The following is a 25,392-nucleotide window of genomic DNA, read 5'->3' on the forward strand; positions in this document are numbered from 1 at the left end:
GGCCGCCGGCGGCGGGAGGGCCGTCGAGTAGATAAAGGAGCGAGCCCGGTTCACCAGGAGCTCGATGAGCTCCCGGTCGCCCGCAACGAAGCCCCCTCCCGATCCCAGCGCCTTGGAAAGGGTTCCCAGCTCCACTTCGATTCGCCCTTGCAAGCCGAGCGCCTCGATCCGTCCGGCTCCCGTTCGGCCGAAGATGCCCTCGGCATGGGCTTCATCGACGAGGCACCAAGCCCGATGTTTCTCCTTCAGGGCGACCAGCTCCCGTAAGGGAGCGACGTCGCCGTCCATCGAGAAAACCGACTCGGTTACCACGAGCGCCCGCCGGAATTTGCCCCGGTAGCGGCTGAGAATCCCCTCCAATCCTTCTAAGTCGTTGTGGGGGAAGACGCGGAGCGCGGCTCCGCTCGCCCGCGCCCCGTCGATTAAGGACGCATGGCTCAGCCGGTCGAGAACGACCAAGTCCTCCGATCCGATCAGCGCCGGAATCGTCCCGAGAGCTGCGGCATAGCCACTAGAAAAGACCAGTGCCGCCTCGCGCCCCTTCCAGGAAGCGAGACCGGCCTCGAGCTCCCGAAGAAGGGCCGCGTCCGGGCAGAGGAGCCGGGAGGCGCCGGAGCCCGACCCCTGCTCCCGGAGTGCCCGGCAGGCCGCCTCGATCACCGCCGGATGCCGCCCGAGGCCGAGATAGTCGCTCGAGGCGAAGTTGACCAAAGGCCCTTTCCCTTCGCCCTCGGACGCTCGCGGCACCGAGCGGAAAAGCCCCGCCTCCGCGAGCTGGTCGAGCTCCGATCGGAGAGCCGCCCGAAACTCCCCGCTCATCGGTGCCAGCGTCCCTCCGATTTCAGGACATTCCCATGCACCATGAGGAAGAGCGGCTCTTCCTGGCTCTCGATGCACGCTTCCCATGGATCCGATCCGCCCACCCAGCGGAACGCAGCCAGATCGGCCCAGGCGCCGCTGCGGATCACGCCCAAAGTTCTCGGGAAGCCCAAGGCGCGTGCGGGGGCGGCCGTCACCATTTCCCACCACTGCATGGGCCGAATGGCGGGATGGCGTCGGCGGGCCTCTCGAATCTCCTCCCGCAAGTCGAGCGTGTCGTTGCTGGCAAGGCTGTCGGTGGCCAGGCAGACCGGGATTCCGAACGAGAGCATCCGCTCGAGCGGAAAAGGAGCGTAGGAAAAGAAGGCATGTGACTTGGGACAATGGACGACCGAAACCTCCTTGTTCGCCAAAAGAGCCCAATCCGCATCGTCGAGATAGTTGAGGTGGACGAGGATCATGCCGGGAGCCAAGCCCCCGCTCCGATGGAGCCACTGGAGCGGAGAGAGCTCCTCTTCCCTCGCAATCCCCTCTCCTGCTTGCCGGACCAGCTCCCAAAGAGCTCCCTCGCCGTTGTGGAACATCTCCCACTCCTCCGGCGACTCGGCTACGTGGGTCGTGACGGGAAGGAGGAAGCGGTGGGCGCTTTCTCGGACGAGGCGATAGAGCTCGGGAGAGGTCGTATAGGGGGCGTGCGGGGCCAGCCCCAGCTTGCCGAGCGGAAGCGGAGGATTGTCGAAGAATCGAAGAACCGCACAGGTCGCTTCCGCGCTCCAGGCATGAGGGCGGATGTCGAGCAGCTCGAGAAACCACCAGCAGCGCAGGGGAAAGCGATCCGCCAAGAGGAGAAGCTCCGGATAGGCTTCCATGTTGGCCACCCCGGTCGTTCCCGAGCGGGCGAGCAGGCCGAAACCCTCGTGGAGGGCCTCCTGGAGCGAATCGAGACTCAAGGAGGCCTTGTGCCGGAGGATCTCTTTGACCCACGCGGGGAAGGAAGACGCGGGGAGCTTCCCTCGAAGCCCCGTGTAATCGAGGTGGACGTGGGCATTGATCAGCCCCGGGGAGAGTACGGCGTCCCCGAGAGCGATCCGCTCCTCGCCCAATCGGGGAGGAATCTTCTCGGCTACGTCGACGATCCGGTTCCCCAAGACGCGCACCGTTCCCGGAGTAAGAACCTCCCCGCTTCCAAGAAGAACCGCCTTTGCCGTAAGGAGCATCGCCGCTAACCGATTCTCTTCTCCCGTTCTTCCTTCGTCTCCCCTCGCTTCTTCTCCCGGGCGTAGAGAAGGCGGGGATGGGAGACGAAAAAGTGTGGAAAGAGCCGCTTGCCCCACCGATGCCAAGCATATTCGGCTCCGGTGCTCAGCGCCCAGGCATACAACGTACCCACGAGCCAGCCGGCGAGCACGTCGGAGGGATAGTGAACGCCCAGATAGACCCGCGAGTAGCCGACCAGCCCTGCCCAGAGCCAAACCCAAGCCATTCGCGGGCCGTAGAAAGCGTTCGCCAGATAGGCGAGGGCCGCGTTGTTCGCCGCATGCCCCGAAGGAAACGACCTACCCTGCGGTCCACGACTCGGGTCGGACCAGGAGATTTTCCCCTCGTCCACCTCCCGAACCCCGGCAAGGACGGAAAACGGACGGGGACGGTTGACGAGATGCTTCAGGCTGTCCGTTACGCCCATATCTCCCACCACGAGGCTGATCCCTACCAGGCCTAAGAAACAGCGCTCGCGAAAGCGGCCGAAGATGGTCAAAAGCAACACTCCCACCAGAACAAAACCCTGGAAGTGGTGGTAGTGGGAGACCACGGGCATCCACCGGTCGAGGAATGGGCAAGTCCAATGGGTGTTGATCTCGTAAAAAAGCCAGAGATCCCAACCCATATCGTTCGACGGCTCCGCCTCTTCTCCACCCCGCCTCGGAGACCCCTTTTCGTACGTCAGCGGCGGTAGAGTCGCAAGGCATTCCCGACGACAAAGAGATCGGACATCCCCATCGCCGCCGCGCAGACGGCCGGAGCGAGCACCCCGAAGATCGCCAGAGGAATGGCCGCCGCGTTGTAAAAAAAGGCCCAAAAGAGATTCTCGCGGATCGTGCGAAGCGTCTTGGCGCTTAGGGAGAGAATCTCCGGGATCGCCTCGATATCCTTCCGCAGAAGGATCACGTCGGCGGATTCCCGGGCGATGTCGGTCGCCTGAAGGACCGCGATGCCCAGGTCGGCTTGGGCGAGCGCCGGCGCATCGTTGATCCCGTCCCCCACGAACGCGACTCCTCCTCCTTGGGACTGGAGCTTTTGCACGAGCTCGGCCTTCCCTTCCGGTCGAACCTCGGCAAAGGTCCGTTCGGCCGGAATCCCGACCTCCCGAGAAAAGGCGAAGGCCGCTTCGGCGCGATCGCCGGATAGGAGATAGACCGTATAGCCTTGCTCCTGCAATCCGCGCAGCACCCCAGCGGCGGAAGGCTTGGGCCGGGCGACGATCGGGAAGGTCGCCAAGAGCTGCTTCCCCATGGCCAGACCGAGAGTCCCGTTCGCGCCGGCTGCCGTCTCTTCGGGAAGTGCGATCCCGAGCTCCTCGAGCCAGCGGAGCGAACCGAGCCTCACGATCTTGTCCTGATAGCGTGCCCGCACCCCGAGGCCACGCTCTTCCTCCCAATTTTCCAACTCGACCGGCTGCGCTTGCGCAAAGTAGCGGGCGACCGCCTGACTCAAAGGATGCCGGCTCGGGCCCGCCAACGAGCGAGCGAGCCTTTCCGCTTCGGCCGCATCGCCATAATAGACAGGCTTCCCTACGGTCGGCTCGGTGAGAGTGCCGGTCTTATCGAAGACGATCTTTCGGATCCTGCCGCATTTTTCGAGCGCCTGGGCGTCCCGGAGCAGAACGCCGCGCTGCGCCGCGACGTTGGCCGCTACCAGGATCGCGGCGGGGGTCGCGAGCCCCATTGCGCAGGGGCAGGCCACGACAAGCACAGAGGCCGCCCGCAAGAGCGCGGCTTCCCAGCCGAGGCCGGCCCATCCCCAACCGAACACGGTGGCCGCCGCCAGCACCAAGACTGTGAGCACGAAGACATTGCTCACCCGATCGACCAGCCGCTGGATCGCCGCCCGGCTCTGCTGGGCACGCTCGACGGTCGCTGCAATGTGCGCCAGCACCGTTTCCGATCCGGCGGCCGAGTCGCGCATCAGGATCTGCCGGCTCATATTGATCGTGCCCGCGTAGAGCGGTTCTCCGGGGGACTTTTCCACCGGTTGGGATTCTCCGGTGAGCATGCTTTCGTCAAGAATCCCCTTTCCTTCCGCGAGGACCCCATCGACGGGTACGCGATCCCCTGGCGCGAGAACCACGAGATCGCCCTTCTGCAGCTCCTCGACAGGAACCTCTTCCTCTCTCCCGTCGGGGAGACGCCTTCGCGCCTTCGGAGGCGCAAGCGCCAAGAGAGTCCGCAAGGTCCGGGAGGCTCGAAGGGAGACTCGCGCCTCGAGCCAATGGCCCACGCTTACCAGGGTAAGGATTGCAGCCGCCTCGTCGAAGTAGCCGTGCTCGAGGCTACCCGGTCGGAGAAGGCCGTAGACGCTCAAAAGGAAAGCCGCAGAGCTCCCTAGGGAGACCAACACGTCCATGTCGAGCCTTCCGTGAAGGAGCTGCCGATAGGCACCCTGATAGAACGGCCGACCGGTGACGAGCTGGACCGGAAGGGCCAAGGCGAACTCGAGCCAGCCGAGCCAATGGGAATGGGGAGGGGCACGGACGAGCCACGGCAAGAGGAAGAGGAGCGGAGTGAGAACGACTCCGACCAGCAAGCCCCGCTGCCAAGGGCCGGATGAGTCCTCGTCGTCTTCCGCCGGTGCCGCCTCGTAGCCAGCCTTCTGCACAGCCTCGACCAGCATGGTCGAAGTGGGGCCCCCTTCCCCGACCTCTACCGTCGCTCTCCCCTTTTCGAGATCGACCCGCGCCGAGGTGACCTTGGGAACGGCGCAGAGTGCGGTCTGCACGTGTCGGGCGCAGTTGGAGCAGGTCATTCCGCCAATTCGCAATCGGATTCTCATCCCTCCACTATACGGGATTCTCGCCGCATCCAAAACCGGGAAGAGCCGGTCGCGAGAAAGAGCTTCGACGCCCGCCCATTTTTCTATTTTCGATTGCCGGGCTTTGCGCACCAGATGCCGGAAATCCGCTGGAGGATCTTCCCGGTACAAAATCGAGCCGCCGGTCCCGTTTTGGAGTCGATCGGAACTCCGCGCCTCAGCCCGCAGCCAGCAGCTCGAGAATCTGCACCGCGTTCCAGGCGGCTCCCTTAAGGAGCTGGTCGCCGCTCACAAAGAGAGCGAGCGCCCGGGGATGGGAAGGATCCTCCCGGAGGCGTCCCACCAGCACCTCCCGCTTTCCGGCCGCCTCGAGAGGGGTGGGGAATCGGTTGGCCTTCCGATCGTCGACGACCGCGACCCCCGGAGCATGGGAAAGGATCTCCCGGGCCTCCTCGGCCGAAAGCTTGCGCCGAGTCTCCAGCACCACCGCCTCGGAATGCGCCCGGAAGACCGGCACTCGGATGCAGGTGGCGCATACTCCCAAGGTCGGCTCTCCAAAGATCTTGCGGATCTCCTGAGCGACCTTGTTCTCCTCCTCGTTGAACCCAGAGTCGTCGACCGGGGTATTATGGGAAAAGACGTTGAAGGCGATCTGTTCCGGAAAGACCTTCCTTCGAATCTCTTCACCGGCCGCATATTGCCGAACCTGGGCGTCGAGCTCGGCGAGCGCTTTGGCCCCCGCCCCGCTCGCCGCTTGATAGGTCGCTACTACGATCCGTTCGACGATCGCGGCTTGGTGAAGAGGCCAGACGGCGGTGGCGAGGATCGCCGCGGTGCAATTCGGATTCGCGATGATTCCGGGATGGCGGCCGAGCTCCTTCGCGTTGACCTCGGGCACGACGAGCGGGATCTCGCGGGCCATCCGAAACGCCGAAGAGTTGTCGATGACGATCGCCCCTCCCTTCACGGCCGCCGGGGCATACTGGCGGGAAATGGAGGCTCCGGCGCTAAAGAAGACGTAATCGAGCCCCGCGAGCCGCTCGGCGCTGATTTCTTCGATGCGCACCGTCTCCCGACGAAAAGAACGAACCCGGCCGGCCGATCGGACGGAAGCAAAGAGACGAATTTCGGCGATCGAAAGCGCGCCCAGTTCCAATAGCTGGAGCGCTTCCTGACCGACCGCTCCCGTCGCTCCGACGATTCCGATTCGTAAACCCATGATGCCTAGGATTGTGTCTTACCGGTTACCCACCCGCCCGCGAAAGCTCGGATCCAAAGGAAACCACCGAGCGCTCGACCGGATTCGGAGCATCGATCTGCCTCCGAAACCATAGAGGAGCGCCGCCCGGAAGAAGAACCCAGCGAGAGCCACCCGGACTCACTCACTTCACTCGCGGTAGGAAGAAGCCTGCGGGGCATGCAAGCTTAGGCCGGGCTTCCTTTCTCTACGGGCTTCCCCGCCGGTGGCAGGGACCTCCCTCCCGCCGAAGGAAGGGGCTTCGCCGCTTCGCCCCCTTCCTTCGCCGATCGGGCCGAGCCCTCTTCCCGCCCGGTCTGCGTCAACATCTTGAAGAACGAGCCGGGATCGGGCCGCTCCACCTTTTCGGCAAGCAGGCTCTCCGATCTTCCGACAAAGAGGGCTCCTTGTTCGATGGCCAGCGCGCCGGTCTGCACGTCTCCAAAGACCCGCGCCGATCCAACCAATTCCAACCGCTCGCGCGCCAAGATGTTGCCGAAGACCTGGCCACGAACGACCACCTTCTTCGCCCGGATGTCGGCTTTCACAAGGGCGGTGTCTCCGATCACCAGGGTTCCGTCCTCCGAAAGGATCTCTCCCTCGAGCCTACCATTGAGCTGGAGCTCGCCCGTAAAGCCGACGGTTCCCCGGAATTCCGTATCCCGGGTCAAGACCGTCACCTTCGGACCGGGAAGATCGTTCTCGCTTCGCGCCGCATCGGAGGGAATATTCATAAATTAGGATCTTGAGGAGTCGCTGATTCGTATAACACCCGCCTGCTCCTTTTCAACCTCTTTTTCCCGTCCTCCCCCACGCTTTCCGGTTTTCCCATCGGATCGCCGCTGGTAGGATCCCGTTCTCAATGACGGGCGCTGGACAAGAGCCGCGGGCCGGCCGCCCCCGGAAACGATCCTTTTCTCGCCGGATCGGCTTCCCGCTCGAAGCGCTTCTTCTCCTCGCGCTGCTCCTTTTCTACGGAGCCCCCTGGGCCGGACGGCGAATCCAGTCCAACACCGCGGAAACGCTCACTTGGCTCGCCCGCCGCTTGGAGCTTCCCTTGGACATCGACTCGGCGGAATGGTTCTCCCCGACCTCCTTCCGCCTCCACGGCGTCTCCCTGGGAGACGTCGGTCTCATCTCCGAGGTTCTGGTTCGGTGGAGATGGGACGATCTCCTTCTGCGTCAAAGGCTCTCCTTCGTGGAAATCGGTTCTCCCACGGTCTGGAGCTCGGCCCTCATCGCCTTTCTGGAGCGAGAGTCGAAGGGAGGCCGTCCGCATCCGTGGCTCCGGCTCCTTCCCAAGGCCCGTCTCCAGATCGATACCCTCCGGGTGGTTCGAGCCACGATCAACATCGACCGGCTCGCTCCCCACCTGCCGCCGATCCCGCTCGCCTTGGGATTTCACGGCCAACCGATCGAGCTCCACGACATCCCGATCGTCGGCTTGAGCCGGGACGATCGCCTGCTCAACGTCGCCGCGGCCCGCAACGTGATGATCTATTCCCCCTATGATCCCTTGTCCAAGATCCTCACGATCGAGTCGCTTCGGGTGAAGTTTTCCTGGCGGGGGCTCTCGGAACATCGGATCGACCAGCTCGCGCTCTTCGATCCGGTGCTCTACCTCGGCCCCGATCTCTTCTGGTACGTGGATCAGTTCCGCAAGGAGGAGGAGAACCGACGGCAGAAAGGTCGCGAACGCACCCTGGAGCAATGGACCGCCGACAAGGTCCTCGTCCGCGGAGGGCAGTTCCTGATCAGCGCCTTCGGGACCCCGGGAGTCGTCCTTCCGTTCCTTTTCGGCCTCACCTCCGAAAACGTTCCGTTGAACGATTGGACGCAGGCGAGCCTCAAGAATGAGATCGAGATCATGCCGGGGAAGATCGAGTATCCCTCGTACCATGTCGTTCTCGACGTGCGCCGAGGGCGCCTCTCCTTCAACTTGCCTGTAAGCGAGCATCGGGCAAACAACCTCGTCCACACCGTCTTCTTTAACGAAGTTTCCTGGCGGGGAATCACCGCCACGGACGACTGGCTCGATGTCACCTTCAACAGCAGCGGCATCTTCGGCCACTTCGGAGGCAATCTCTACGGTGGGTACGGCCAAGGAGGGTTCTCCATCGAGTTCCAGAACGACTTTCCGTGGGTCGGCTGGATGCACCTGACCGGAGTCGATGTCGCGCCGATCGCACAGAAGCTGACGAGCGACCGCTTCGCCGTGGCCCTCACGGGAAAGGCCGATGGCCGTCTCCGCCTCGAGGCGCGGGGAACAAGCCTGCAAAATGCTTTCGGCTTTTTGACGCTCGCCGGACCCGGGAGACTGGAGATGCGCGACATCGACTCCTTTCTCCGGAGACTCCCCGCCGACTGGCCCCCCGCCAAGAGGGAGCTCATGCAGATGCTCGCCCAATCCCTGCGCAGCTACTCCTACTCTCTCGGTTTTCTTTCGCTCTCCTACGGCTTGCCGGAGAGTCGCCTCCGGCTGGAACTGCGTGGACCCGAGGGAAAGCGAAACTTTACAATCCGCTGGCAACAGGATCCCGGGATGGGGCGTCCGATCGCAAGCGGCTTGTCTCTCGATCAGAATTCTGATCAGTTGCCGGAGCAAACGAATGGAGAGTATCCCCCGATTTCCCCGTGAGGGATGGCTTCTTTGCGCCATCCCGATCGTCCTCCTTGGATGCTCCCCCACGGTCCGCGTGACGACTCCGGAGCCGGTGCGCATCAACGTCCACATGGGCGTGGAGGTCACCGAGAAGCAGAGCGTGCATGCGGCGCCGGTCTCGCCCGAGATCGCGGAACGCCGCCGCCTCCGTTCCGGAGAAATCCAGGGTTTGAAGAACGCGGGCGTGATCGGAGAAGACCGCGACGGATTCCTGGCCGTCGTCAACCCTCCGACGGATCCCTCCTACAAGCAGTTCGCCGAGCATGTAGTGCAGGATGAGAACCGAGACCGCTTGCAGCTCTACATGGCGCAAACTAAATTACAGGGAAAGACCTTCGAAGAGATCCAGGACGAATACGCGCGACGCTGGGCCAGGCGCGCCTTTCCGGGTGAGTATGTGCAGCAACCGGACGGAACGTGGGTTCGTAAGTAGCGAATCGATGAGATCATCCACGATTGGGTCGAGGATCGCCGCGTTGGCTTTGGTCCTCGAGCTCTTCCCGGTCGCGCATCCCGCCCGGGCGCAAAGCGATCCGGAATATCCGCTCCCCACGCCGTCCGAATCGACGAGCCCGACCCCCGAGCGGGCCCCCCCGGAGGCGCCGCTCCATCCTGTGGAAATGGGGCCGGCGAACCCCGCCTCCCCAGGACAAGCGCAAGCTCCGGCGGGGATCGGTTCGCCCCGCTCCGGCCCGGAAGCACCTTTCGATCCGACCGGAGGGCTTCGGACTTTCCTCGAATCGTTGCCGGACCGACAGCGCAAAGAAATCGAGCACCGGCTCAACCGAAAGGCCGCCCACGCGCTCGTCGGCAGAACGGACTCGCTCAGCGGGACCTATGCGCTCATTCACGAAAAGTTTCCTCCCCCGCGCCCTCCGCTCGTGCACGTCTTTCTGCTCACAAACGGGAAGGCGCAGCTCCTGTTTACCAGCACCGCCCCTTTTCGCGTCCCCGCTCACCTCCGCATCGCCCGGGAAGACAAGATGGCTTTGATCCTCTCCTACATCTTCTTTCAGCAGGCCAACCGAGTGCCTCCGGTCCTCTCCCAGGAAGCTCGGCCGACCGGACCCTGACGGAGTTTGACGAGGAGCTCTGCTTGAGGGCGGCAGCAATTTTCCTTGATCCCAATCAGGAATCATTCCATTTGAGCGGGAATCCCGATGCGGTTCGTCGAACGCCCGAAGCGCCAACCCCTCATCAACTTGGTGTCTCTGATCGATATTCTGTCGATCGTCCTCCTCTTCTTTGTCGTCACGACGACCTTTCAGCGGGAGGAGCCGGCGGTGAAGATCGATTTGCCGGAGTCCGCCCGGGCCAAGCCGATCCGCGCGGATGTTCCCCGAATCATCTACGTCACCGAGGAGGAGAAGATCTTTTTGGACGACAAGCCGGTAGCACCCAAGGAGCTGGGACGGCTCCTCAAGGAAACCCTCGCCAAATCTCCGGAGACCAAAATCGCCCTCAAGGCCAGCAAAAAGGCGCCTTTCGAAATCATCCTCCAAGTCATGGACGCCGCAAAAGTTGCCGGAATTGTCAACCTGCCTACGTTTACCGTAGAACCCAAATCCCCGCAGAGTCGGCAACCATGATTCTTCCGATCGTTCTCTTCGGCAATCCGATCCTGCGTCAGCGGGGCTCGCCCGTGCGCCGCTTCGACGGAGAGCTTCGCAAGTTTGCCGAGGATATGCGGGAGACCATGATCGCTCATCAAGGAGTGGGATTAGCCGCCCAGCAGGTGGCCCGAGCTCTCCTCTTCACAGTGATCGACGTAACGGCGGCAAAGGCCCCCTCCGCGATGATCCTGCGAGGACGTCCGGTACCGGTGGAAGAGCAGATGCCCCTGTTTTTGGCTAATCCCGTTCTTTCGCTGACCAAATCCAAGGAAATCGGAAACGAGGGATGCTTGAGCTTCCCCGGGCTCCGAATCGATGTGCCGCGCTCCCGGCGCGTTTCGGTCCAGGCGCAAGATCTGCAGGGGAATCCGCTCGTCTTCGAAGCGAGCGGCTTTCTCGCCGTGGTCATCCAACACGAGGTTGACCATCTCTACGGCAAGCTCTTCATCGACTACCTCAAGCCCGCGCAGCGAAAAGAGATCAAGGAAGACCTTGACCGGATCCGGCAGGGCTTGCCCGTCGTCAGCCCGGAATGAGGCGGCGGCCCCGCAATCGCTCAAGAAAGATCCTTGTCGCGCAGGAATATCTCGAGCTCGTCGGCCCCGAAGTCGGCGAGCACCTCGTCTCCCCACTCCATCGTCGGCGCTCGCGACTGCCCGGAGATGGCTTTCATCCGCCGATAGGCTTCCGAATTGCGCAGGACGTCGACCCGATCATAGGAAATGCCGTAGCGTTGGAGCACGGCTTCCACCTCGTTACACCAAGGGCAACCCGTTTTTACGTAAAGAGTTACTCGTTGCATGGATCCTAATGGAATTTCACTCCCCCCATCCTCTCCTTCGTCGAATCGGCTCGGATCCTGCCCGGAGAAGATCTTCCCTGGACAGTCCGAAGGCCGCAGGCGCAACGGCGTCCTCCCTCCGCTCCGCCAACAACCGCCGGAAACGAAAATGGATAGATCCGGGAACGATCCGCCTCGATTCACTTCCTCCGAAGAAAAGTCGGCCAGACATGCTTAGGAAATCAGACGGAGGAATCGACTAGGCGAAATGCCCGAATATCTCGGCAACCGGCGATTGCAAGCCCGTAAAGAACGGACCGAATTCCCCGTAACGGGCGCTGACGGGATCGAATCGCATCTCCGCCACGATCGCTTTCACCTCGTACGGATCCTGGGCGAAGAGCGTCACCCCCCATTCCCAATCGTCCAGCCCGGTCGATCCGGTCACATACTGAATGACCCGGCCGGCATAACGCCTCCCGATCAAGGCATGCCCTTGCATGAGTTCCTTCCTCTCCCGAAAGGGGAGAGCATACCAGTTGGCGCCCGTTTCCCTCTTCTTGTTCATCGGATAAAAGGCGAAGAAGCGCCAGTCGGGCAAGGTCGGATAGAGACGGACTTCCGTGTAGTAGCGCACCCGCTCGCGGAAAGCCTTCATCTTCTCCTCGAACTCCGGCGATCCGGGAACCAATCCCTCTTGGGAGGAGAGCTGATCGGCATGTTCCGCTTCCGAAACGGTGTAATCGGAACGCTCGGTCATCGAAAAGAAGGAAAAGACCTTCGACCACCCGTGGCGGCCGAGCAGAACGGCCAACCGCTTTTCCCAGCGATGGAGCCGATAGAGGTCGGGGCAGAGCAGCAGGAAACCGAGGTCCGCCCGTCCGATCAAGGAAAGAGAGACCGCTTGGGAGCGCTCCGCCTCGCGGGCTTCCGCGAGCAGGGCCTCCACGCCCCCGACCAACTCCTTGGGCGAAGCCGAGATCCCTGCCGGGGTGGCTCCAGAATCGAACCGGTAAAAGAGATGAAGCACAAAGAGCCCTTCCTTGGGCACCAGCGTCTCGGTTGTCGGTTGGGTCACAACCCGAGGATCTTTGCGAAAAATGGCCGAGAATGCCAACCGAAACTACGCCTCTTCGTCGGAGCCCAACACCGAATGGGCCGACTCGATTCTCCGTTCGGCGGACCCGGGCGCCTGATCGTGCTCCCGCCTCGGCGCAGCGTGCGAAATTCCCTTTCCTCGAGCGGCCACTCGATCCGAAGCCATCCGCCGCAACAGGACTCTTCGGCCAGCCGGAGAGTGCTCCGTCCTCCTCCCTCTCCCCCATGGAAGCGACCTTTTCCGTGGCAAGCCGCCATGCTTTCTCCACAAACGACGGAACTTCGGAACCAAGAGCCATTTCTATTGTCCTACGACAGGAGTCGAGGGAGCCGGTTGCAGGAAGGCCCCCACTTTGCTATCCTCCGCAATCAGAATGGAAATTCCCCGCCAGGACGGTCTCCCCGCTCCGGCTTTCCCCCCCTTCTCTCCGCCGGAGGGCGGCGCCCTTCCTCCCTGGGGACCTCCTCCGACGCTCGGAGGAGCGAAGTCCGCGGCTCCGCGCGCGATTCCCGAGCTCTCCGAAGCTCCGGCCCACGAGCCGGAGGAAGCCCACCCGGTCCAATCCCGCATTCTCCACGAGCCCCACGAGGAGGAAGCCGAAGGGGTCTTTCCGCTATCGGCAGAAGGACTCGTCAAGCAATTCGGCCATAGACGCGTCGTCAACGGAGTCGATCTTTACATCCGGCGAGGGGAGATCGTCGGACTTCTGGGTCCCAACGGAGCCGGGAAGACGACGACTTTCTACATGCTCGTGGGCCTGATCCAGCCGACCGAAGGACACGTCTACATCGATGGCCAGGAGGTTACGCGAATGCCGATGCACCGCCGCGCCCGCAAGGGGCTGGGCTATCTGCCGCAGGAAGAATCGATCTTCCGCAAGCTGACCGTTGAAGAAAATCTGATGGCGATCCTGGATTTCCTCGATGTCGACCCCGAAGAGCGGAGGGCTCGATGCGAGGCGCTTCTCCAGGATTTCGGCATCGCCCATCTTCGGGAGACCATGGCCCTGGCGCTGAGCGGAGGAGAAAAGCGGAGGCTGACCATCGCGCGCGCCCTCGCTACGGCCCCCTCGGTCCTCCTCCTCGACGAACCGTTCAGCGGCGTCGACCCTCTCGCGGTCGACGACCTGCAGCAAATCGTGCTCGGCCTGCGCAACCGGGGCCTGAGCGTGCTCATCAGCGACCACAACGTTCGAGAGACCCTGGCCATCGTCGACCGCGCCTACCTCGTCTGCGAGGGGCGCGTGATGAGCCACGGTTCCAGCGACTTTCTGATCAACGATCCGGTGACCCGCGAGCTCTACCTCGGTCCCCGTTTCTCCATGTGAGCAAGCCGGTGCCCCATTGGGTCTGGAGCCGGCTGGTTCCCGCGAAGATGGCCGACTGCTGGCTGGAACGTCTCCACTTTCTGGGTGAGGGCTCGCTCGTCCTCCACCGGTTGGCGGGCCGCCGGAGCGCGCGGCTGGAAGCCTACTTGACCCACCCTTCGGTGGGTCGTCTCCTCTTGGCCCGTTTCGGTGGCAGCCTGCGCAGAACCTCCCTGCCTCACAACCCGTCTCCGGAACCGAATCTTCCCATTCGCATCGGAAGCAAATTCTGGATCGTGGAGAACGCCGAAGCCGCCTTGCCCACGGGCAAACCCGCCCGAGCCGTTCTCCCCTTCTTAACCATCCCTGCGGGAATCGCCTTCGGCACCGGGAGGCATGCCACGACCGGGATGCTCCTCCGGGAAATGGCGACACTTCCCGATTGGCGGGAGAGCCGCGTCCTCGACATCGGGACGGGCAGCGGCATCCTGGCCCTGGCCGCCCGGCGGCTCGGAGCGACCCGGATCTGGGCCCTCGACACCGACCCGTCGGCTCTGGAGGTAGCCCGCCGGAACGAAACGGCCAACTTTTCCAAAGCAACCATCCGGTGGGTCGAAGCCGATCTCACCCGCTGGCGGGCTCGGGGTCGCTTCCATCGGATCGTCGCGAACCTGTATTTGCTGCCGCTTCGGCAAGGGGCATCCCGGCTCGCGTGCTGGCTCGCTCCCGGAGGCGTGCTCCTCGTCAGCGGCCTCCTTCGAGATCAGGCTCCCGAGATCGAGGCGCGGTTCCTCCAAGAGGGTCTGGTGCTCCATGGAAAAAAGCAGCGCGGCAAATGGGCGATGCTCCGCTTCGGCTCCGCGCTCCATTGTCATTCGACGAAAGCCCCGTTACCTTGACTCGACCGTGATCGACTATATCCATCTCCTCAACGAAGAGCAGCGCGCGGCGGTTACGGCCGCTCCGGGCCCGATTCTCGTCGTAGCGGGCGCCGGCAGCGGCAAGACCCGCGCCCTTACCTATCGGGTCGCCTACCTCCTGGACAACGGCGTCGACCCTTCCCGCATCTTTTTGGCCACCTTCACCAACAAGGCCGCCCGGCAGATGCTCGAGCGGGTCAGCCGTTTGATCCCCCATGGGACCGAGGCCATTTGGGGAGGAACCTTCCATCACCTCGCCCACCGACTTTTGCGCCGCCATGCCTCGCTCGTCGGCTACGACCCGAGCTTCACGATCTTGGATCGTTCCGATTCGGCCGAACTCCTTTCCGACTGCTACGAGGAGATGAAGCTCTCGCGCAGCGAACTCCACTTTCCTCGGCGCGAAGGAGCTCTTGAGATCTTCGGTCTCGCGGCCAATCGGGAGGTGCCCCTGGAGGCGCTGATCGCAGAAGAATTTCCCCATTTCGCCGAGCAGACCGACCGGCTCGTCGAGCTCGCCGATCTCTACCGCAAGCGAAAACGGAAAGCGTCCGCCGTCGACTACGACGATCTTCTCTCGGAAACGGTCCGGTTGCTGCGCGAGCAGCCCCAGCTTCGAGAGGAGTACCAGGACCGCTTCCACCATATCCTGGTTGACGAGTATCAGGACACGAGCCGGCTCCAGGCCGATTTCGTCCATCTCCTGGCTTCCGGCCACCGACAGATCATGGCTGTGGGCGACGACGCCCAATCAATCTATTCCTGGCGTGGTGCCGACATCCGCAACATGCTCACCTTTCCGGAGCGCTATCCCGGCTCCCGTCTACTCTATCTGCGCGCCAACTACCGGAGCACTCCGGAAATCCTCTCCCTTGCCAACGCGGCGATCGCGGCCAACCGCTTCCAGTTCCCGAAAGAGCTCGCTCCGGTTCGGGAAAGCCATCGACTCAAGCCCGCGGTCGTCTCTTGCCCGACCGCCAACGCGCAGGCCTCCTTCGTCGCTTCCCAACTTCAGGAGCTGTGGCGGGAAGGGATCCCCTGGGAAGAGATCGCCGTTCTCTATCGTGCTCATTTTCATGCTCTGGAGATCCAGCTCGAGTTGACTCGCTCGCGCATTCCTTTCGAAATCACCAGCGGTCTCCGCTTTTTCGAGCAGGCCCATTTGAAGGACGTCGCCGCTTTCTTGCGGCTGGCGGTCAATCCTCACGACTCGGTCGCATTCGCCCGAGTGGTTCGGATGTTCCCGGGCGTCGGGGAAAAGACCGCGGATCGTCTCTGGGAGGAGTTTTCCCGAAAGGCGGATCTCGGCTCGATCGTTCCGCCCAAGTCCTGCGCGGCCGCCTGGAAAGAGTGGGCCTCCCTCCAAAAAGAAATCGCCTCGCCCGAACTTCGGCGTGCTCCAGCGGCGCAGATCGAGAAGGTGATCGACGCGTTTTACCGCTCCTACGTCGAATCCCAGCATGCGGATGCGGCGCATCGATTGGAAGACCTCTCCCAGCTCGTCTCCTTTGCGGCCGAGTTTCCGGACACCGAAAGCCTCTTGGGCCAGCTTACCCTCCTCACCAACACCGACCGTTCTCAATCGAGGGAGGGAGTCCATCTTTCGACCATCCACCAAGCAAAGGGCCTCGAATGGCGGGTCGTCTTCGTCATCATGCTCGCCGACGGGCTCTTCCCCTCCGGCCGTTCCACCGAATCCCTCCTGGGGGAAGAGGAGGAACGCCGACTCTTCTATGTGGCAACGACGCGAGCCCGGGATCGCCTGTTTTTAGTCTATCCGCGCTATCGAGCCTCCCACTATGGAGAGAACTCCCTTCGTCCCTCCCGCTTTCTTGCGGAGATTCCCCGAGAGCTTTATAGCGATCTGCGCGCTTCCCGAGGATGAGCGGCCGAAAAAGCGTTTCGGCGATCGGTCTCCGATCGAGTAGGTTCTGAGGAAGGAAAAGAGCCGCGAACTATGGCGTCTACCGAGTTTGTCCATCTGCACGTCCATTCCGAGTATAGCCTGCTCGACGCCGCCTGCCGGATACCGCAGCTCGCCCAGGCCGCGTGCGAGGCGGGTATGCCGGCCGTCGCGCTCACCGACCATGGAAACCTCTTCGGCACCATCGAATTCTACAAGGCGTGCCGGGCGGCGGGGATTCAACCCATCCTCGGCTGCGAAACCTACCTGGCTCGGGAAAGCCGTTTTTCCCGGAAGGGAGGCCAAGCCGAGACAAGCCACATGACGCTCCTCGTCCGGAACGAGGAGGGCTATCTCAACCTTCTCCGCTTGGCCACGGCTGCCTACTTGGAGGGCTTCTACTACAAGCCCCGCATCGACAAGGAACTCCTGCGCGACCATGGGAAGGGGTTGATCGGGACGACGGGCTGCTTGAAAGGCGAGGTCCCGCAGCGCATCCTGGAGGGGGATCTCGACGGGGCCCGGCGGACGATCGAGCTTCTCGCCTCCTGCTTCGAACCGGGCTGCTTCTATCTCGAAATCCAAAACCACGGGCTGCCCGAGGAGGCCCTCGTCCGCGAAAAACTCACCCAGCTCTCGCGCGAGACGGGCCTCCCTCTGGTCGCCACCAACGACGTTCACTATATCCGGAAGGAAGATGCCGCCGCCCACGATGTCCTGCTCTGCATCGGGACCGGCGCCCGGCTGACCGACAGCACGCGCAAACGCTACGGAGCTCCCGAGTTCTACTTCAAATCGGCCGAAGAGATGGCGGCGCTCTTTGCAGACCATCCCGAGGCGTTGGCCAACACCGTCCGGATTGCCGAGAGCTGCCGGCTCGAGATCGAGTTGGGGCGCAATCGCTATCCCTCGTTTTCCCCGCCCGAGGGAAAGACGCAGGCCGGCTATCTCCGGGATCTCTGCGAAAAGGGCTTGCGGGCACGCTACGGAAAACCGAGCGAAGAGCTCCTCCGCCGACTCGACTATGAGCTTGCGGTGATCGAGAAGACCGGCTTCGTCAGCTACTTTCTCATCGTCTGGGACTTCATCGACTACGCGAAGCGGCGAAAAATCCCCGTGGGGCCCGGCCGCGGCAGCGCCGCCGGCAGTCTCGTTGCTTACGCGCTCGGAATCACCGACATCGATCCCATTCGCTACGGGCTCGTCTTCGAGCGATTCCTCAACCCCGAGCGGATCTCCCCGCCCGATATCGACATCGACTTCTGCTACAACCGCCGCCCCGAAGTGATCCAATATGTCCGCGAAAAGTATGGCGAGGGCTCCGTCGCGCAGATCATCACCTTCGGCACGCTGGGAGCGAAGATGGCGGTACGGGACGTCGCGCGAGTCCTCGGCCTCTCCTACGGACAGGCCGATCGTCTGGCCAAGATGATTCCAACCGACCCGTCGATGACATTGGAGCGGGCCCTTCGAGAGAGCGTCGACTTGCGAGCCGAAAGCGAGCGCGACGAGGAGGCTCGGGAAGTGCTCCGCCTGGCCCAATGCCTGGAAGGATTGGCCCGGCAGGCCGGCGTCCATGCCGCGGGAGTGGTGATCGCGCCCGGCGATCTCGTCCAATTCGTCCCGCTGGCCCGAGGGGAGCAGGGCGAAACAGTCACCCAATGGTCGATGGAGCCGCTGGCCGACGTCGGACTGCTCAAGATGGACTTCCTCGGGCTAAAGACGCTCACCGTCATTGCCGACGCCTTGGCGGCCATCCGGGAGCATACCGGTGTTTCGCTGACACCCGACTCGATCCCGCTCGATGACGCGCCGACCTACGAGCTCCTCTCCGCAGGGAAAACGGCCGGCCTCTTCCAGCTCGAATCTCCGGGAATGCTCGATCTCTGCCGCCGGCTCAAGCCGCGAAACATCGAAGACGTGATTGCGCTGGTAGCCCTCTACCGGCCGGGCCCGATGGAGAACATCCCGGCCTACGCCGACCGGAAGCTCGGCAAAGTTCCCATCGAATATGCCCACCCATTGCTCGAGCCGATCCTCAAGGACACCTACGGGGTCATGATCTACCAGGAACAGGTCATGCAGGCGGCGAGCATCCTCGCAGGCTACTCCCTCGGCCAGGCCGATCTCTTGCGGCGCGCCATGGGAAAGAAGAAGCCCGAGGAGATGCGGCAACATCGCGATCTCTTCGTCCGCGGCTGTTGGGAAAAGAACCGCATTCCGGAAGAACAAGCCAAGCGGATCTTCGACACGCTGGAAAAATTCGCGGGCTACGGGTTCAACAAAGCCCATAGCGCTTGCTACGGGCTTCTCGCCTACCAGACGGCCTATTTGAAGGCCCACTATCCGGTCTTCTTCCTGAGCGCCCTCCTCTCGAACGAAATGGGAGACAGCGACAAAGTAGCCGCCCTCGTTGCGGAAGCCGGCCGGATGGAGATCCTCGTCTTCCCTCCCGACGTCAATCGAAGCGGAGCGGCTTTCACAGTGGAAGGAGAGGGGATCCGTTGGGGTCTGGCGGCGATCAAGAACGTCGGAGTCGGGGCGGCGGAGGCACTGGTGGCGGCGAGGAGGGCGAAGCCCTTTTCCTCCCTGACCGATCTCTGCCTTCGGGTCGCGGGGCGAACCCTCAACCACAAGCTGCTGGAAAGTCTGATCAAGGCGGGAGCCTGCGACGGCTTCGGTCGGTCACGGGCGCAGCTCTGTTCCGAAATCGATCCGGCTCTCTCCTCGGCCGCGACGATCACCCGGGAACGAGCCGAGGGGCAGGGCTCCCTCTTCGACCTCTCCCTCGCTCCGACGCGCGACTTCCAGAATGCGACCCTTCCCGAGTTTCCCTCCTCCCAAAGGCTTCGCTTCGAAAAAGAGCTCTTGGGCGTCTATCTCTCCGGCCATCCGGTCGAGGAGCTCCGGAGCCTGCTGCGCCCTTTCCGGACCGTGGAGATCGTCGCTCTCGCTTCGCTCGCCGACGGCGCCGCCGTTCGGTTGACCGGCATTCTCTCCCGTGTCGAGGTGCGCACCTCGAGCCGGGATCAACGACCCTTCGCGCGGCTCCAGATAGAAGATGCGACCGGCTCGGTCGAGGCGATCGTCTTTTCCGACCTCTACGCTTCTCTTTCCAAGGGGTGGGAACCGGGCGAGATCGCGATCTTGGCCGGTACCGTCTCCCGGCGGGACAACGGGGTGAGCGTGCGCGCGACGGAGCTCCTATCCATTGCCGAAGCCCAGGAGCGGCTGGTCGAGGCCCTTCTTCTCCACCTCTCCCTCGACCGCTGGTCGATCGAACGGTGGCGGGAGCTCGGGCAACTTTTGGCGCAATGGCCCGGCAAGACCCCGGTCCGCTTCCGCTGCCGCCGGGCCGATGGCGCCGTCGTGGAGCTGGAGCCCTCCCGAAACTTTTTCGTACAAGTGAATCCCGCGCTTCTCGCGGCCTTCGAAGAGGCGTTGGGCTCCGAGGCCGTAGAGCTTCTCGTCTCCTCTCGAATCCCGACCCGCGTTTCCTCTCGCCGGCAGAGCCGGGAAGGAAGCGAGAGCTCTTCCGTTCGTCCCACTCTCCCCTCCTCCTCATGAACTCGATCACCCCTCTCACCGTTTCAGCTGGAAGCCGCTCCTATCCCGTTTGGATCGGAGAGGGCCTCCTTGAAGACCTCGGCCATCGGCTTGCCGCCAGCGACCATTTCAGCCGACGCATCGCCCTCGTCGCCGATTCGAACCTGCGCGGCTACGCGAAGACGACCGCGGCTTCGCTGGCCGAAGCCGGCTTCGATCCGGTGCTCCTTTGGGTCCCTCCGGGAGAAGGCTCCAAGAGCCTCGGGCAGCTCGGCATCCTCTTGGAAAAGTTGGCCGAAAACCGGATCGACCGGAAGGGAGCCCTCCTCGCCTTGGGCGGAGGCGTGCTCGGCGATCTCGCAGGATTTGCCGCTTCGATCTTCCTCCGCGGAATTGCCCTCTATCAGATCCCGACGACCCTTCTGGCCATGGTGGACAGCTCGGTCGGAGGGAAAACCGGCATCAACCTTCCGCAGGGGAAAAATCTCGTCGGCACCTTCTACCAGCCGTGGGGAGTCTTCGTCGATCTCAAGACCCTCTCTACGCTTCCCGAGCGCGAGAGGCGCGCCGGCTTGGCCGAAGTGATCAAATACGGGATGATCGCTGATCCCTCCCTCCTGGCGTGCTTGGCCGAAAAGGCACTCGATTGGCGTTCGCTCGTGCGGCGCTCGGTGCAAATCAAGGCGGCGGTCGTGGCGGAGGACGAGCGGGAAACCACCGGCCGACGCGCCGTCCTGAACTTCGGCCACACGACGGGACACGCGCTCGAAGCCGCTCTGGGCTACGGAACGCTCGTTCACGGAGAAGCCGTGGGCTTGGGGATGCGCGTGGCCGCTCTCCTTTCCCAAAGGCTCTGCGGCCTCCCCGAAAGGGCCGGGGAACTTCTCGACCGGCTCCTCGAGCGCCACGGGCTTCCTCGAGCCATCCCGGGAGTTTCCCTATTCCGGATTCGAGAGGCGCTGCTCGTAGATAAGAAGAGGGAACGGGGCGCCAACCGCTGGGTCCTGCTGCGCGCCTTGGGAGATCCGGTACTCGTCGATGTTCCCGACGCGGAAATCGAGCGGGCATTGCCCCTCATCCTCGACAGCGCCGGATGACCCCTCGGGAAGCCGCTCTCCTCCTCCACCTGCTTCCGGGAATCGGCTCGGCTCGGGCCCGCCGGCTGCTCGAGGCGTTCGGATCGGCCGAGGCCGTATTCGCAGCGGGGGAAACGGCCCTCGCCCGGCTCTCGGGGATCGGAAGCAAGCTCGCTTTGGAAATCGTCCGGGCCCGACCCTCCGCGGCCCAAGAGGAGATGGCCCGCTGCCAGGAGCTTGGAATCGATCTGCTCTTTCTGGGGGAACCGGGCTACCCCGAGGCGCTGAGCGAAATCCCCGACCCTCCCCTCCTCCTCTATCTTCGCGGCAAACGACCCGAGCGCTGGCTGCGTGGAGTGGCCGTCGTCGGATCTCGCCGAACGAGCGTCTATGGAGTCGAAACGGCCCGGCGCCTCTCCTACCAGCTCGCCTACGCGGGCATTCCCATAATCTCTGGCTTGGCTCGCGGCATCGACACCGCCGCCCACATGGGCGCTTTAGCCGCGCAAGGATCCACCTGGGCGGTTCTCGGCTGCGGAGTCGACCGGGTCTATCCGCCGGAAAACGAGGAGCTCGCCCGGCGGATCGCGCAAAACGGCTGCCTCTTGAGCGAGCTTCCCCTCGGCACGAGCCCCGCGCGCCACACCTTTCCCCAGCGTAACCGACTCATCAGCGGTCTGGCCTCCGGCGTGGTCGTGGTCGAGGCTCCGATGGCGAGCGGCGCGCTCCTGACAGCACAGTGCGCGCTCGAACAGGGACGACAGGTTTTCGCGGTCCCGGGGCGAATCGACAATCCCCTGTCCGCCGGCTCCAACCGGCTGATCCAGCAGGGAGCCAAGCTGGTCATGGAAGCCGGAGACATCGCCTCGGAGCTTGCACTCTGGCTTCCGGCGGCCCCCGTGGCCCGGGAGCGCCCGCTACCCCCCGACCTCACCGAAGACGAGCGCGCGGTCTTCGAAGCAATCGGCCTCGAGGAGAGCCTCTTCGACACGATCGTCGCGAGAACGAGTTTGCCATCGTCCGCCGTCTCTTCTACGTTGCTCCGACTCGAAATGAAGCGGCTCGTTCGCCGGCTACCGGGAAACGCTTTCGTGCGAATATCCTAGCGCGGCGGCCGACTCGCGGCTTGGAAACCCTTGCGGAAAGAGCCGCGAAAGAGAATGCATCCTCGAGAATCGATGTCCAAGACACTCATCATTGCGGAGAAGCCGAGCGTCGCCGCCGATATCGCGTCGGCGGTCGGCGGCTTTCCTCCCGGGCGACATGACGTCTACGAAAACGATCGGTATGTCATCTCTTCGGCGATCGGCCATCTCGTCGAGCTCTGCCGTCCCGGCGAGATGGACAGCAAGCACAAGGAGTGGTCACTCGACCATCTTCCCATTCTCCCGCCCTCCTTCGCGCTCCGGCCGATTGCCCAAACCAAGCAGCGGCTCGACCTGCTGCTCCGACTGCTGCACCGCAACGACGTGGAGCGGATCGTCAATGCCTGCGACGCCGGAAGGGAAGGGGAGCTCATCTTTCGCTACCTGATCGACTATGCCAATGTGCGGAAGCCGGTCGACCGTCTCTGGCTCCAGTCGATGACCCCGGAGGCCATCCGCCAAGCCTTGCACCATCTTCGGCCTCAGGAGGAAATGGAACCTCTGGCGCAAGCGGCGCTCTGCCGTTCCGAGAGCGACTGGCTGATCGGAATCAACGGCACCCGCGCTCTGACCGCCCTCCACTCCAAACCCGGCGGCTTTTCCCTCACCCCGGTCGGAAGGGTGCAGACGCCGACTTTGGCGATCGTCGTCAAGCGGGATCGGGAGATCCAAGACTTCCATCCTCGCAACTATTGGGAGGTCCACGCGATCTTCCAAGCATCCGCGGGCTCCTACCCCGGCCGCTGGTTCGACCCCGCGCTTCCCGCGCGGAGGACGGAAGCGGGAGAAGAACGTCCGGAGCGGATCTGGGAGGAAGCCAAGGCTCGGGCGATCCGGGAGAAATGTTTGGGGAAGACCGGACCCGTCACCGAAGAACGAAAGGCCGTTTTCCAAGCCCCGCCGGCTCTCTTCGACCTCACTTCCCTGCAGCGCGAGGCGAACGGGCGCTTCGGCTTCAGCGCCAAACGGACCTTGCAGGTCGCTCAGGCGCTCTACGAGACGCACAAAGCCCTCACCTATCCGAGAACCGACTCGCGCCATCTTCCCGAAGACTACCAGCCGACCGTCCGCGACGTGGTGGAAAAGCTCATCCCCCTTTGGAACGGAGCGGCCGGAACGATTTTGGAGAAGGGGTGGATCGGCCCCAACAAGCGGATCTTCGACAACACCAAGGTTTCCGATCACTTTGCCCTCATCCCGACGGGAACGCTGCCAACCGGCCTCGACCCGGCGGAGCGGCGCATCTATGACTTGGTCTGCAAGCGCTTTCTCGCGGCTTTTTACCCTCCCGCCCGATTCGAAGGGGTCAGCCGAGTCACGACGATCGAGGGAGAGAAGTTCCGGACCGAGGGAAAGATCCTTCGCGATCCCGGGTGGCTTTCCGTCTATGGGCGGGAAGCCGCGGCGGAGGCGGGCGCGGACGGAGAGGTCAACCTGGCTCCCGTACGGGAAGGAGAAATGGCTCTCGCCGAAACAATCGAGGTCGTGGGGCTAGCGACCAAGCCCCCTCCCCATTTCACCGAGGCGACACTCCTCTCGGCCATGGAAAACGCGGGAAAGCTCGTCGAGGAGGAGCAGCTTCGTGAGGCGATGGCCAAGAAAGGCTTGGGGACGCCCGCGACCCGCGCGGCCATCATCGAAGGGCTGGTTCAGGAGGAATATCTTCGCCGGCAGGCGCGGGAGCTTCTGGCGACTCCGAAGGCCTTCGCTCTCTTCGAGCTCTTGCAGGCGGCGGGGATTCCGGTTCTCGCCTCTCCCGAGATGACCGGCGATTGGGAGTGGAAGCTTCAGCAGATCGAGCGCGGCTCCTTCACCCGCCCCCGCTTCATGGAAGAGATCCGCCGGTTGACCCAGCAGATCGTCGAGGACGCGCGCCGCTTCGGCTCGGCCGAAGCCTACGCCAAGCCCATGGACGTCAAGAGCCCGGTCGATGGCACCCCGCTTGTGGAGACCCTCTACGATTACCGTTCCAAGGGCGGCTTTCGGATCAGCAAGTTCCTGGCCGGTCGGCCCCTCTCTCGAGAAGAGGTGGCCGCCCTCGTCCAACAAGGCGAGATCGGACCCCTTTCGGGTTTCCGGAGCCGATCGGGCCAACCCTTCTCGGCCCGCCTCAAGCTCGGGCCCGACGGAAAGGTCACCTTCGTCTTTTCCGAGAAAAGTTCCGAAGGGGAAGCCCGGCAGATCCTCAACGAAGAACCCCTAGGCTCCTGTCCGGTGGACGGAGGAGCGGTCTACGAGACGGCGACCTCCTACGTTTGCGAGCACGCCCTCAAGGAAACTCCGAGCTGCTCTTTCCGCATCGGCAAGCAGATCCTTAGCCGGGAAATCTCCCGAGAGGAAGTCGCCCGCCTCCTCAAGGAACGCAAGACCGGCCTGCTGACCGGCTTCCTCTCCCGAAAGACCAAGCGCCGCTTTTCGGCCTTCCTCGAGTTGAAGGAGGCCGGCAAGATCGGCTTTGCCTTCGAGAAACGTCCTCCCTCCTCCTCCCCCGCGAAGCCCGGTGGCCGCCCTACGGCGAAGAGGACCAAGAAAGCTCGCGCCCGCACCGCAAAATCCCCGGACAAGCAATCTTCCGCCCGCGGGCGCAGCAAGCGCACGAAGGAGTAGCCGCTCTTGCCGCAAGCGCGGAGTCTCCCTGGCAATCCGAATCCCGCTTGCCATTGGACCGAACCTTTTGCCAAGCTTAGGATCGGAGCCGACGTCCGGCGCATCCATAAAAACCACCGCATAGGAGGCTTTGCCCGATCATGAACCCGCTCTCCGCCGAAAGACTCGAAAAGATCCACGCCTATTGGCGCGCGGCAAACTACCTGGCTGCGGCTCAATTCTATCTCCAGGAGAATCCCCTCCTGCGCGAGCCGCTCCGGCCCGAGCACCTCAAGCCCCGGATTCGCGGCCATTGGGGTTCCGCTCCCGGGCTCAACCTCATCTACGTCCACCTCAACCGGCTGATCCAGGACACCCACGCGCGTCTTCTCATCCTCGCGGGTCCCGGCCATTGCGCCTCGGCCATCCTGGCCAACGTCTATTTGGAGGGGACCTATTCCGAATTCTTCCCGGAGATGCCCCGAAACACCGAGGGATTGACCCGATTTTGCCGGCAGTTTTCCTCTCCGGGAGGCGTGCCGAGCCATGTCAGCGCCATGACTCCGGGCTCGATCCATGAAGGCGGAGAACTCGGCTATTCGCTCTTGCACGCCTTCGGAGCGGTCTTCGACTGTCCCGATCTGATCGCGGCGGCCGTCGTGAGCGACGGCGA

21 protein-coding genes are annotated in these 25,392 nt (G+C 63.3%); 13 read left to right on the forward strand and 8 right to left on the reverse strand.

The features are described 5' to 3' along the window. From FN369_RS01575 to FN369_RS01600, 6 genes are all read right to left on the reverse strand, one after another. Nucleotides 1-819: aminotransferase class I/II-fold pyridoxal phosphate-dependent enzyme (locus tag FN369_RS01575; RefSeq protein WP_178087603.1), on the reverse strand; the 819-nt coding region annotated here is incomplete at its 3' end. Continuing rightward, complete coding sequence (locus FN369_RS01580; protein ID WP_142524461.1) at nt 816-2,036, reverse strand: amidohydrolase family protein; 1,221 nt, start codon at nt 2,034-2,036, stop codon at nt 816-818. The genes FN369_RS01580 and FN369_RS01575, both read right to left, overlap by 4 nt. A 5-nt stretch (nt 2,037-2,041) precedes the next feature. Further along, nucleotides 2,042-2,704, reverse strand: a complete 663-nt coding sequence (locus tag FN369_RS01585) for a phosphatase PAP2 family protein (protein ID WP_142524462.1) — start codon at nt 2,702-2,704, stop codon at nt 2,042-2,044. A gap of 56 nt (nt 2,705-2,760) precedes the next feature. Continuing rightward, complete coding sequence (locus FN369_RS01590; RefSeq protein ID WP_142524463.1) at nt 2,761-4,866, reverse strand: heavy metal translocating P-type ATPase; 2,106 nt, start codon at nt 4,864-4,866, stop codon at nt 2,761-2,763. A gap of 196 nt (nt 4,867-5,062) precedes the next feature. Further along, entirely contained in the window at nt 5,063-6,064 is a 1,002-nt protein-coding gene (locus FN369_RS01595) for an aspartate-semialdehyde dehydrogenase (protein ID WP_142524464.1), read from the reverse strand. Between the two features lie 206 nt (nt 6,065-6,270). Beyond that, nucleotides 6,271-6,816: a bactofilin family protein gene (locus FN369_RS01600; RefSeq protein ID WP_142524465.1), complete on the reverse strand. Its 546-nt coding sequence runs from the start codon at nt 6,814-6,816 to the stop codon at nt 6,271-6,273. A gap of 128 nt (nt 6,817-6,944) precedes the next feature. On the opposite strand from FN369_RS01600, the gene FN369_RS01605 reads away from it, so the two are divergent. The 5 genes from FN369_RS01605 (at nt 6,945) to def (ending at nt 10,893) form a co-directional block, all read left to right on the forward strand. Beyond that, complete coding sequence (locus FN369_RS01605; protein ID WP_142524466.1) at nt 6,945-8,720, forward strand: AsmA family protein; 1,776 nt, start codon at nt 6,945-6,947, stop codon at nt 8,718-8,720. Continuing rightward, complete coding sequence (locus FN369_RS01610; protein ID WP_142524467.1) at nt 8,692-9,177, forward strand: YdbL family probable chaperone protein; 486 nt, start codon at nt 8,692-8,694, stop codon at nt 9,175-9,177. Before FN369_RS01605 ends, FN369_RS01610 begins: the two co-directional genes overlap by 29 nt. Before the next feature lie 7 nt (nt 9,178-9,184). Continuing rightward, nucleotides 9,185-9,817, forward strand: coding sequence for a hypothetical protein (locus FN369_RS01615; RefSeq protein WP_142524468.1), 633 nt, complete (start codon nt 9,185-9,187; stop codon nt 9,815-9,817). A gap of 87 nt (nt 9,818-9,904) precedes the next feature. Continuing rightward, entirely contained in the window at nt 9,905-10,333 is a 429-nt protein-coding gene (locus FN369_RS01620; protein WP_142524469.1) for an ExbD/TolR family protein, read from the forward strand. Continuing rightward, entirely contained in the window at nt 10,330-10,893 is a 564-nt protein-coding gene (def, locus tag FN369_RS01625; RefSeq protein ID WP_142524470.1) for a peptide deformylase, read from the forward strand. Before FN369_RS01620 ends, def begins: the two co-directional genes overlap by 4 nt. 20 nt (nt 10,894-10,913) lie before the next feature. On the opposite strand, the gene FN369_RS01630 is transcribed toward def, so the two are convergent. Then, entirely contained in the window at nt 10,914-11,159 is a 246-nt protein-coding gene (locus FN369_RS01630) for a glutaredoxin family protein (protein ID WP_142524471.1), read from the reverse strand. A gap of 238 nt (nt 11,160-11,397) precedes the next feature. Then, on the reverse strand, nt 11,398-12,216 hold the full coding sequence (locus tag FN369_RS01635; RefSeq protein WP_142524472.1) for a chlorite dismutase family protein: 819 nt from the start codon (nt 12,214-12,216) through the stop codon (nt 11,398-11,400). A gap of 394 nt (nt 12,217-12,610) precedes the next feature. Between FN369_RS01635 and lptB the strand changes: the two genes are divergently transcribed. From lptB to FN369_RS01675, 8 genes are all read left to right on the forward strand, one after another. After that, nucleotides 12,611-13,564 (forward strand): LPS export ABC transporter ATP-binding protein, encoded by a 954-nt coding sequence (lptB, locus tag FN369_RS01640; protein WP_246189478.1) that lies wholly within the window; start codon nt 12,611-12,613, stop codon nt 13,562-13,564. Continuing rightward, nucleotides 13,561-14,442 (forward strand): 50S ribosomal protein L11 methyltransferase, encoded by an 882-nt coding sequence (locus tag FN369_RS01645; RefSeq protein ID WP_142524473.1) that lies wholly within the window; start codon nt 13,561-13,563, stop codon nt 14,440-14,442. The genes lptB and FN369_RS01645 overlap by 4 nt, the downstream gene beginning before the upstream one ends. Next, the gene (locus FN369_RS01650) at nt 14,357-16,348 is read left to right on the forward strand and encodes an ATP-dependent helicase (protein ID WP_246189479.1); all 1,992 of its coding nucleotides are present in this window, start codon (nt 14,357-14,359) and stop codon (nt 16,346-16,348) included. The genes FN369_RS01645 and FN369_RS01650 overlap by 86 nt, the downstream gene beginning before the upstream one ends. Nucleotides 16,349-16,420: 72 nt before the next feature. Next, nucleotides 16,421-19,933, forward strand: coding sequence for a DNA polymerase III subunit alpha (gene dnaE, locus FN369_RS01655; RefSeq protein WP_142524474.1), 3,513 nt, complete (start codon nt 16,421-16,423; stop codon nt 19,931-19,933). Next, on the forward strand, nt 19,930-21,009 hold the full coding sequence (gene aroB, locus FN369_RS01660) for a 3-dehydroquinate synthase (RefSeq protein ID WP_142524475.1): 1,080 nt from the start codon (nt 19,930-19,932) through the stop codon (nt 21,007-21,009). The genes dnaE and aroB overlap by 4 nt, the downstream gene beginning before the upstream one ends. Further along, nucleotides 21,006-22,094, forward strand: a complete 1,089-nt coding sequence (dprA, locus tag FN369_RS01665; protein ID WP_142524476.1) for a DNA-processing protein DprA — start codon at nt 21,006-21,008, stop codon at nt 22,092-22,094. The genes aroB and dprA overlap by 4 nt, the downstream gene beginning before the upstream one ends. Before the next feature lie 72 nt (nt 22,095-22,166). Then, complete coding sequence (locus FN369_RS01670) at nt 22,167-24,740, forward strand: DNA topoisomerase III (protein WP_178087604.1); 2,574 nt, start codon at nt 22,167-22,169, stop codon at nt 24,738-24,740. Nucleotides 24,741-24,880: 140 nt separating this feature from the next. Next, nucleotides 24,881-25,392, forward strand: a 512-nt coding sequence (locus FN369_RS01675; protein ID WP_512698700.1) for a phosphoketolase family protein, incomplete at its 3' end; no start/stop codon positions are given.

The sequence above is a fragment of the Methylacidimicrobium cyclopophantes genome (assembly GCF_902143385.2).
Lineage (GTDB): Bacteria > Verrucomicrobiota > Verrucomicrobiia > Methylacidiphilales > Methylacidiphilaceae > Methylacidimicrobium > Methylacidimicrobium cyclopophantes.

Coding starts and splice junctions, on each gene's coding strand:
- FN369_RS01670 (WP_178087604.1), top strand. CDS start 22,167: ATGTCCAAGACACTCATCATTGCGGAGAAGCCGAGCGTCGCCGCCGAT.
- FN369_RS01610 (WP_142524467.1), top strand. CDS start 8,692: ATGGAGAGTATCCCCCGATTTCCCCGTGAGGGATGGCTTCTTTGCGCC.
- lptB (WP_246189478.1), top strand. CDS start 12,611: ATGGAAATTCCCCGCCAGGACGGTCTCCCCGCTCCGGCTTTCCCCCCC.
- dnaE (WP_142524474.1), top strand. CDS start 16,421: ATGGCGTCTACCGAGTTTGTCCATCTGCACGTCCATTCCGAGTATAGC.
- FN369_RS01605 (WP_142524466.1), top strand. CDS start 6,945: ATGACGGGCGCTGGACAAGAGCCGCGGGCCGGCCGCCCCCGGAAACGA.
- FN369_RS01595 (WP_142524464.1), bottom strand. CDS start 6,064: ATGGGTTTACGAATCGGAATCGTCGGAGCGACGGGAGCGGTCGGTCAG.
- dprA (WP_142524476.1), top strand. CDS start 21,006: ATGACCCCTCGGGAAGCCGCTCTCCTCCTCCACCTGCTTCCGGGAATC.
- def (WP_142524470.1), top strand. CDS start 10,330: ATGATTCTTCCGATCGTTCTCTTCGGCAATCCGATCCTGCGTCAGCGG.
- FN369_RS01620 (WP_142524469.1), top strand. CDS start 9,905: ATGCGGTTCGTCGAACGCCCGAAGCGCCAACCCCTCATCAACTTGGTG.
- FN369_RS01585 (WP_142524462.1), bottom strand. CDS start 2,704: ATGGGTTGGGATCTCTGGCTTTTTTACGAGATCAACACCCATTGGACT.
- aroB (WP_142524475.1), top strand. CDS start 19,930: ATGAACTCGATCACCCCTCTCACCGTTTCAGCTGGAAGCCGCTCCTAT.
- FN369_RS01630 (WP_142524471.1), bottom strand. CDS start 11,159: ATGCAACGAGTAACTCTTTACGTAAAAACGGGTTGCCCTTGGTGTAAC.
- FN369_RS01615 (WP_142524468.1), top strand. CDS start 9,185: ATGAGATCATCCACGATTGGGTCGAGGATCGCCGCGTTGGCTTTGGTC.
- FN369_RS01600 (WP_142524465.1), bottom strand. CDS start 6,816: ATGAATATTCCCTCCGATGCGGCGCGAAGCGAGAACGATCTTCCCGGT.
- FN369_RS01650 (WP_246189479.1), top strand. CDS start 14,357: ATGGAAAAAAGCAGCGCGGCAAATGGGCGATGCTCCGCTTCGGCTCCG.
- FN369_RS01580 (WP_142524461.1), bottom strand. CDS start 2,036: ATGCTCCTTACGGCAAAGGCGGTTCTTCTTGGAAGCGGGGAGGTTCTT.
- FN369_RS01590 (WP_142524463.1), bottom strand. CDS start 4,866: ATGAGAATCCGATTGCGAATTGGCGGAATGACCTGCTCCAACTGCGCC.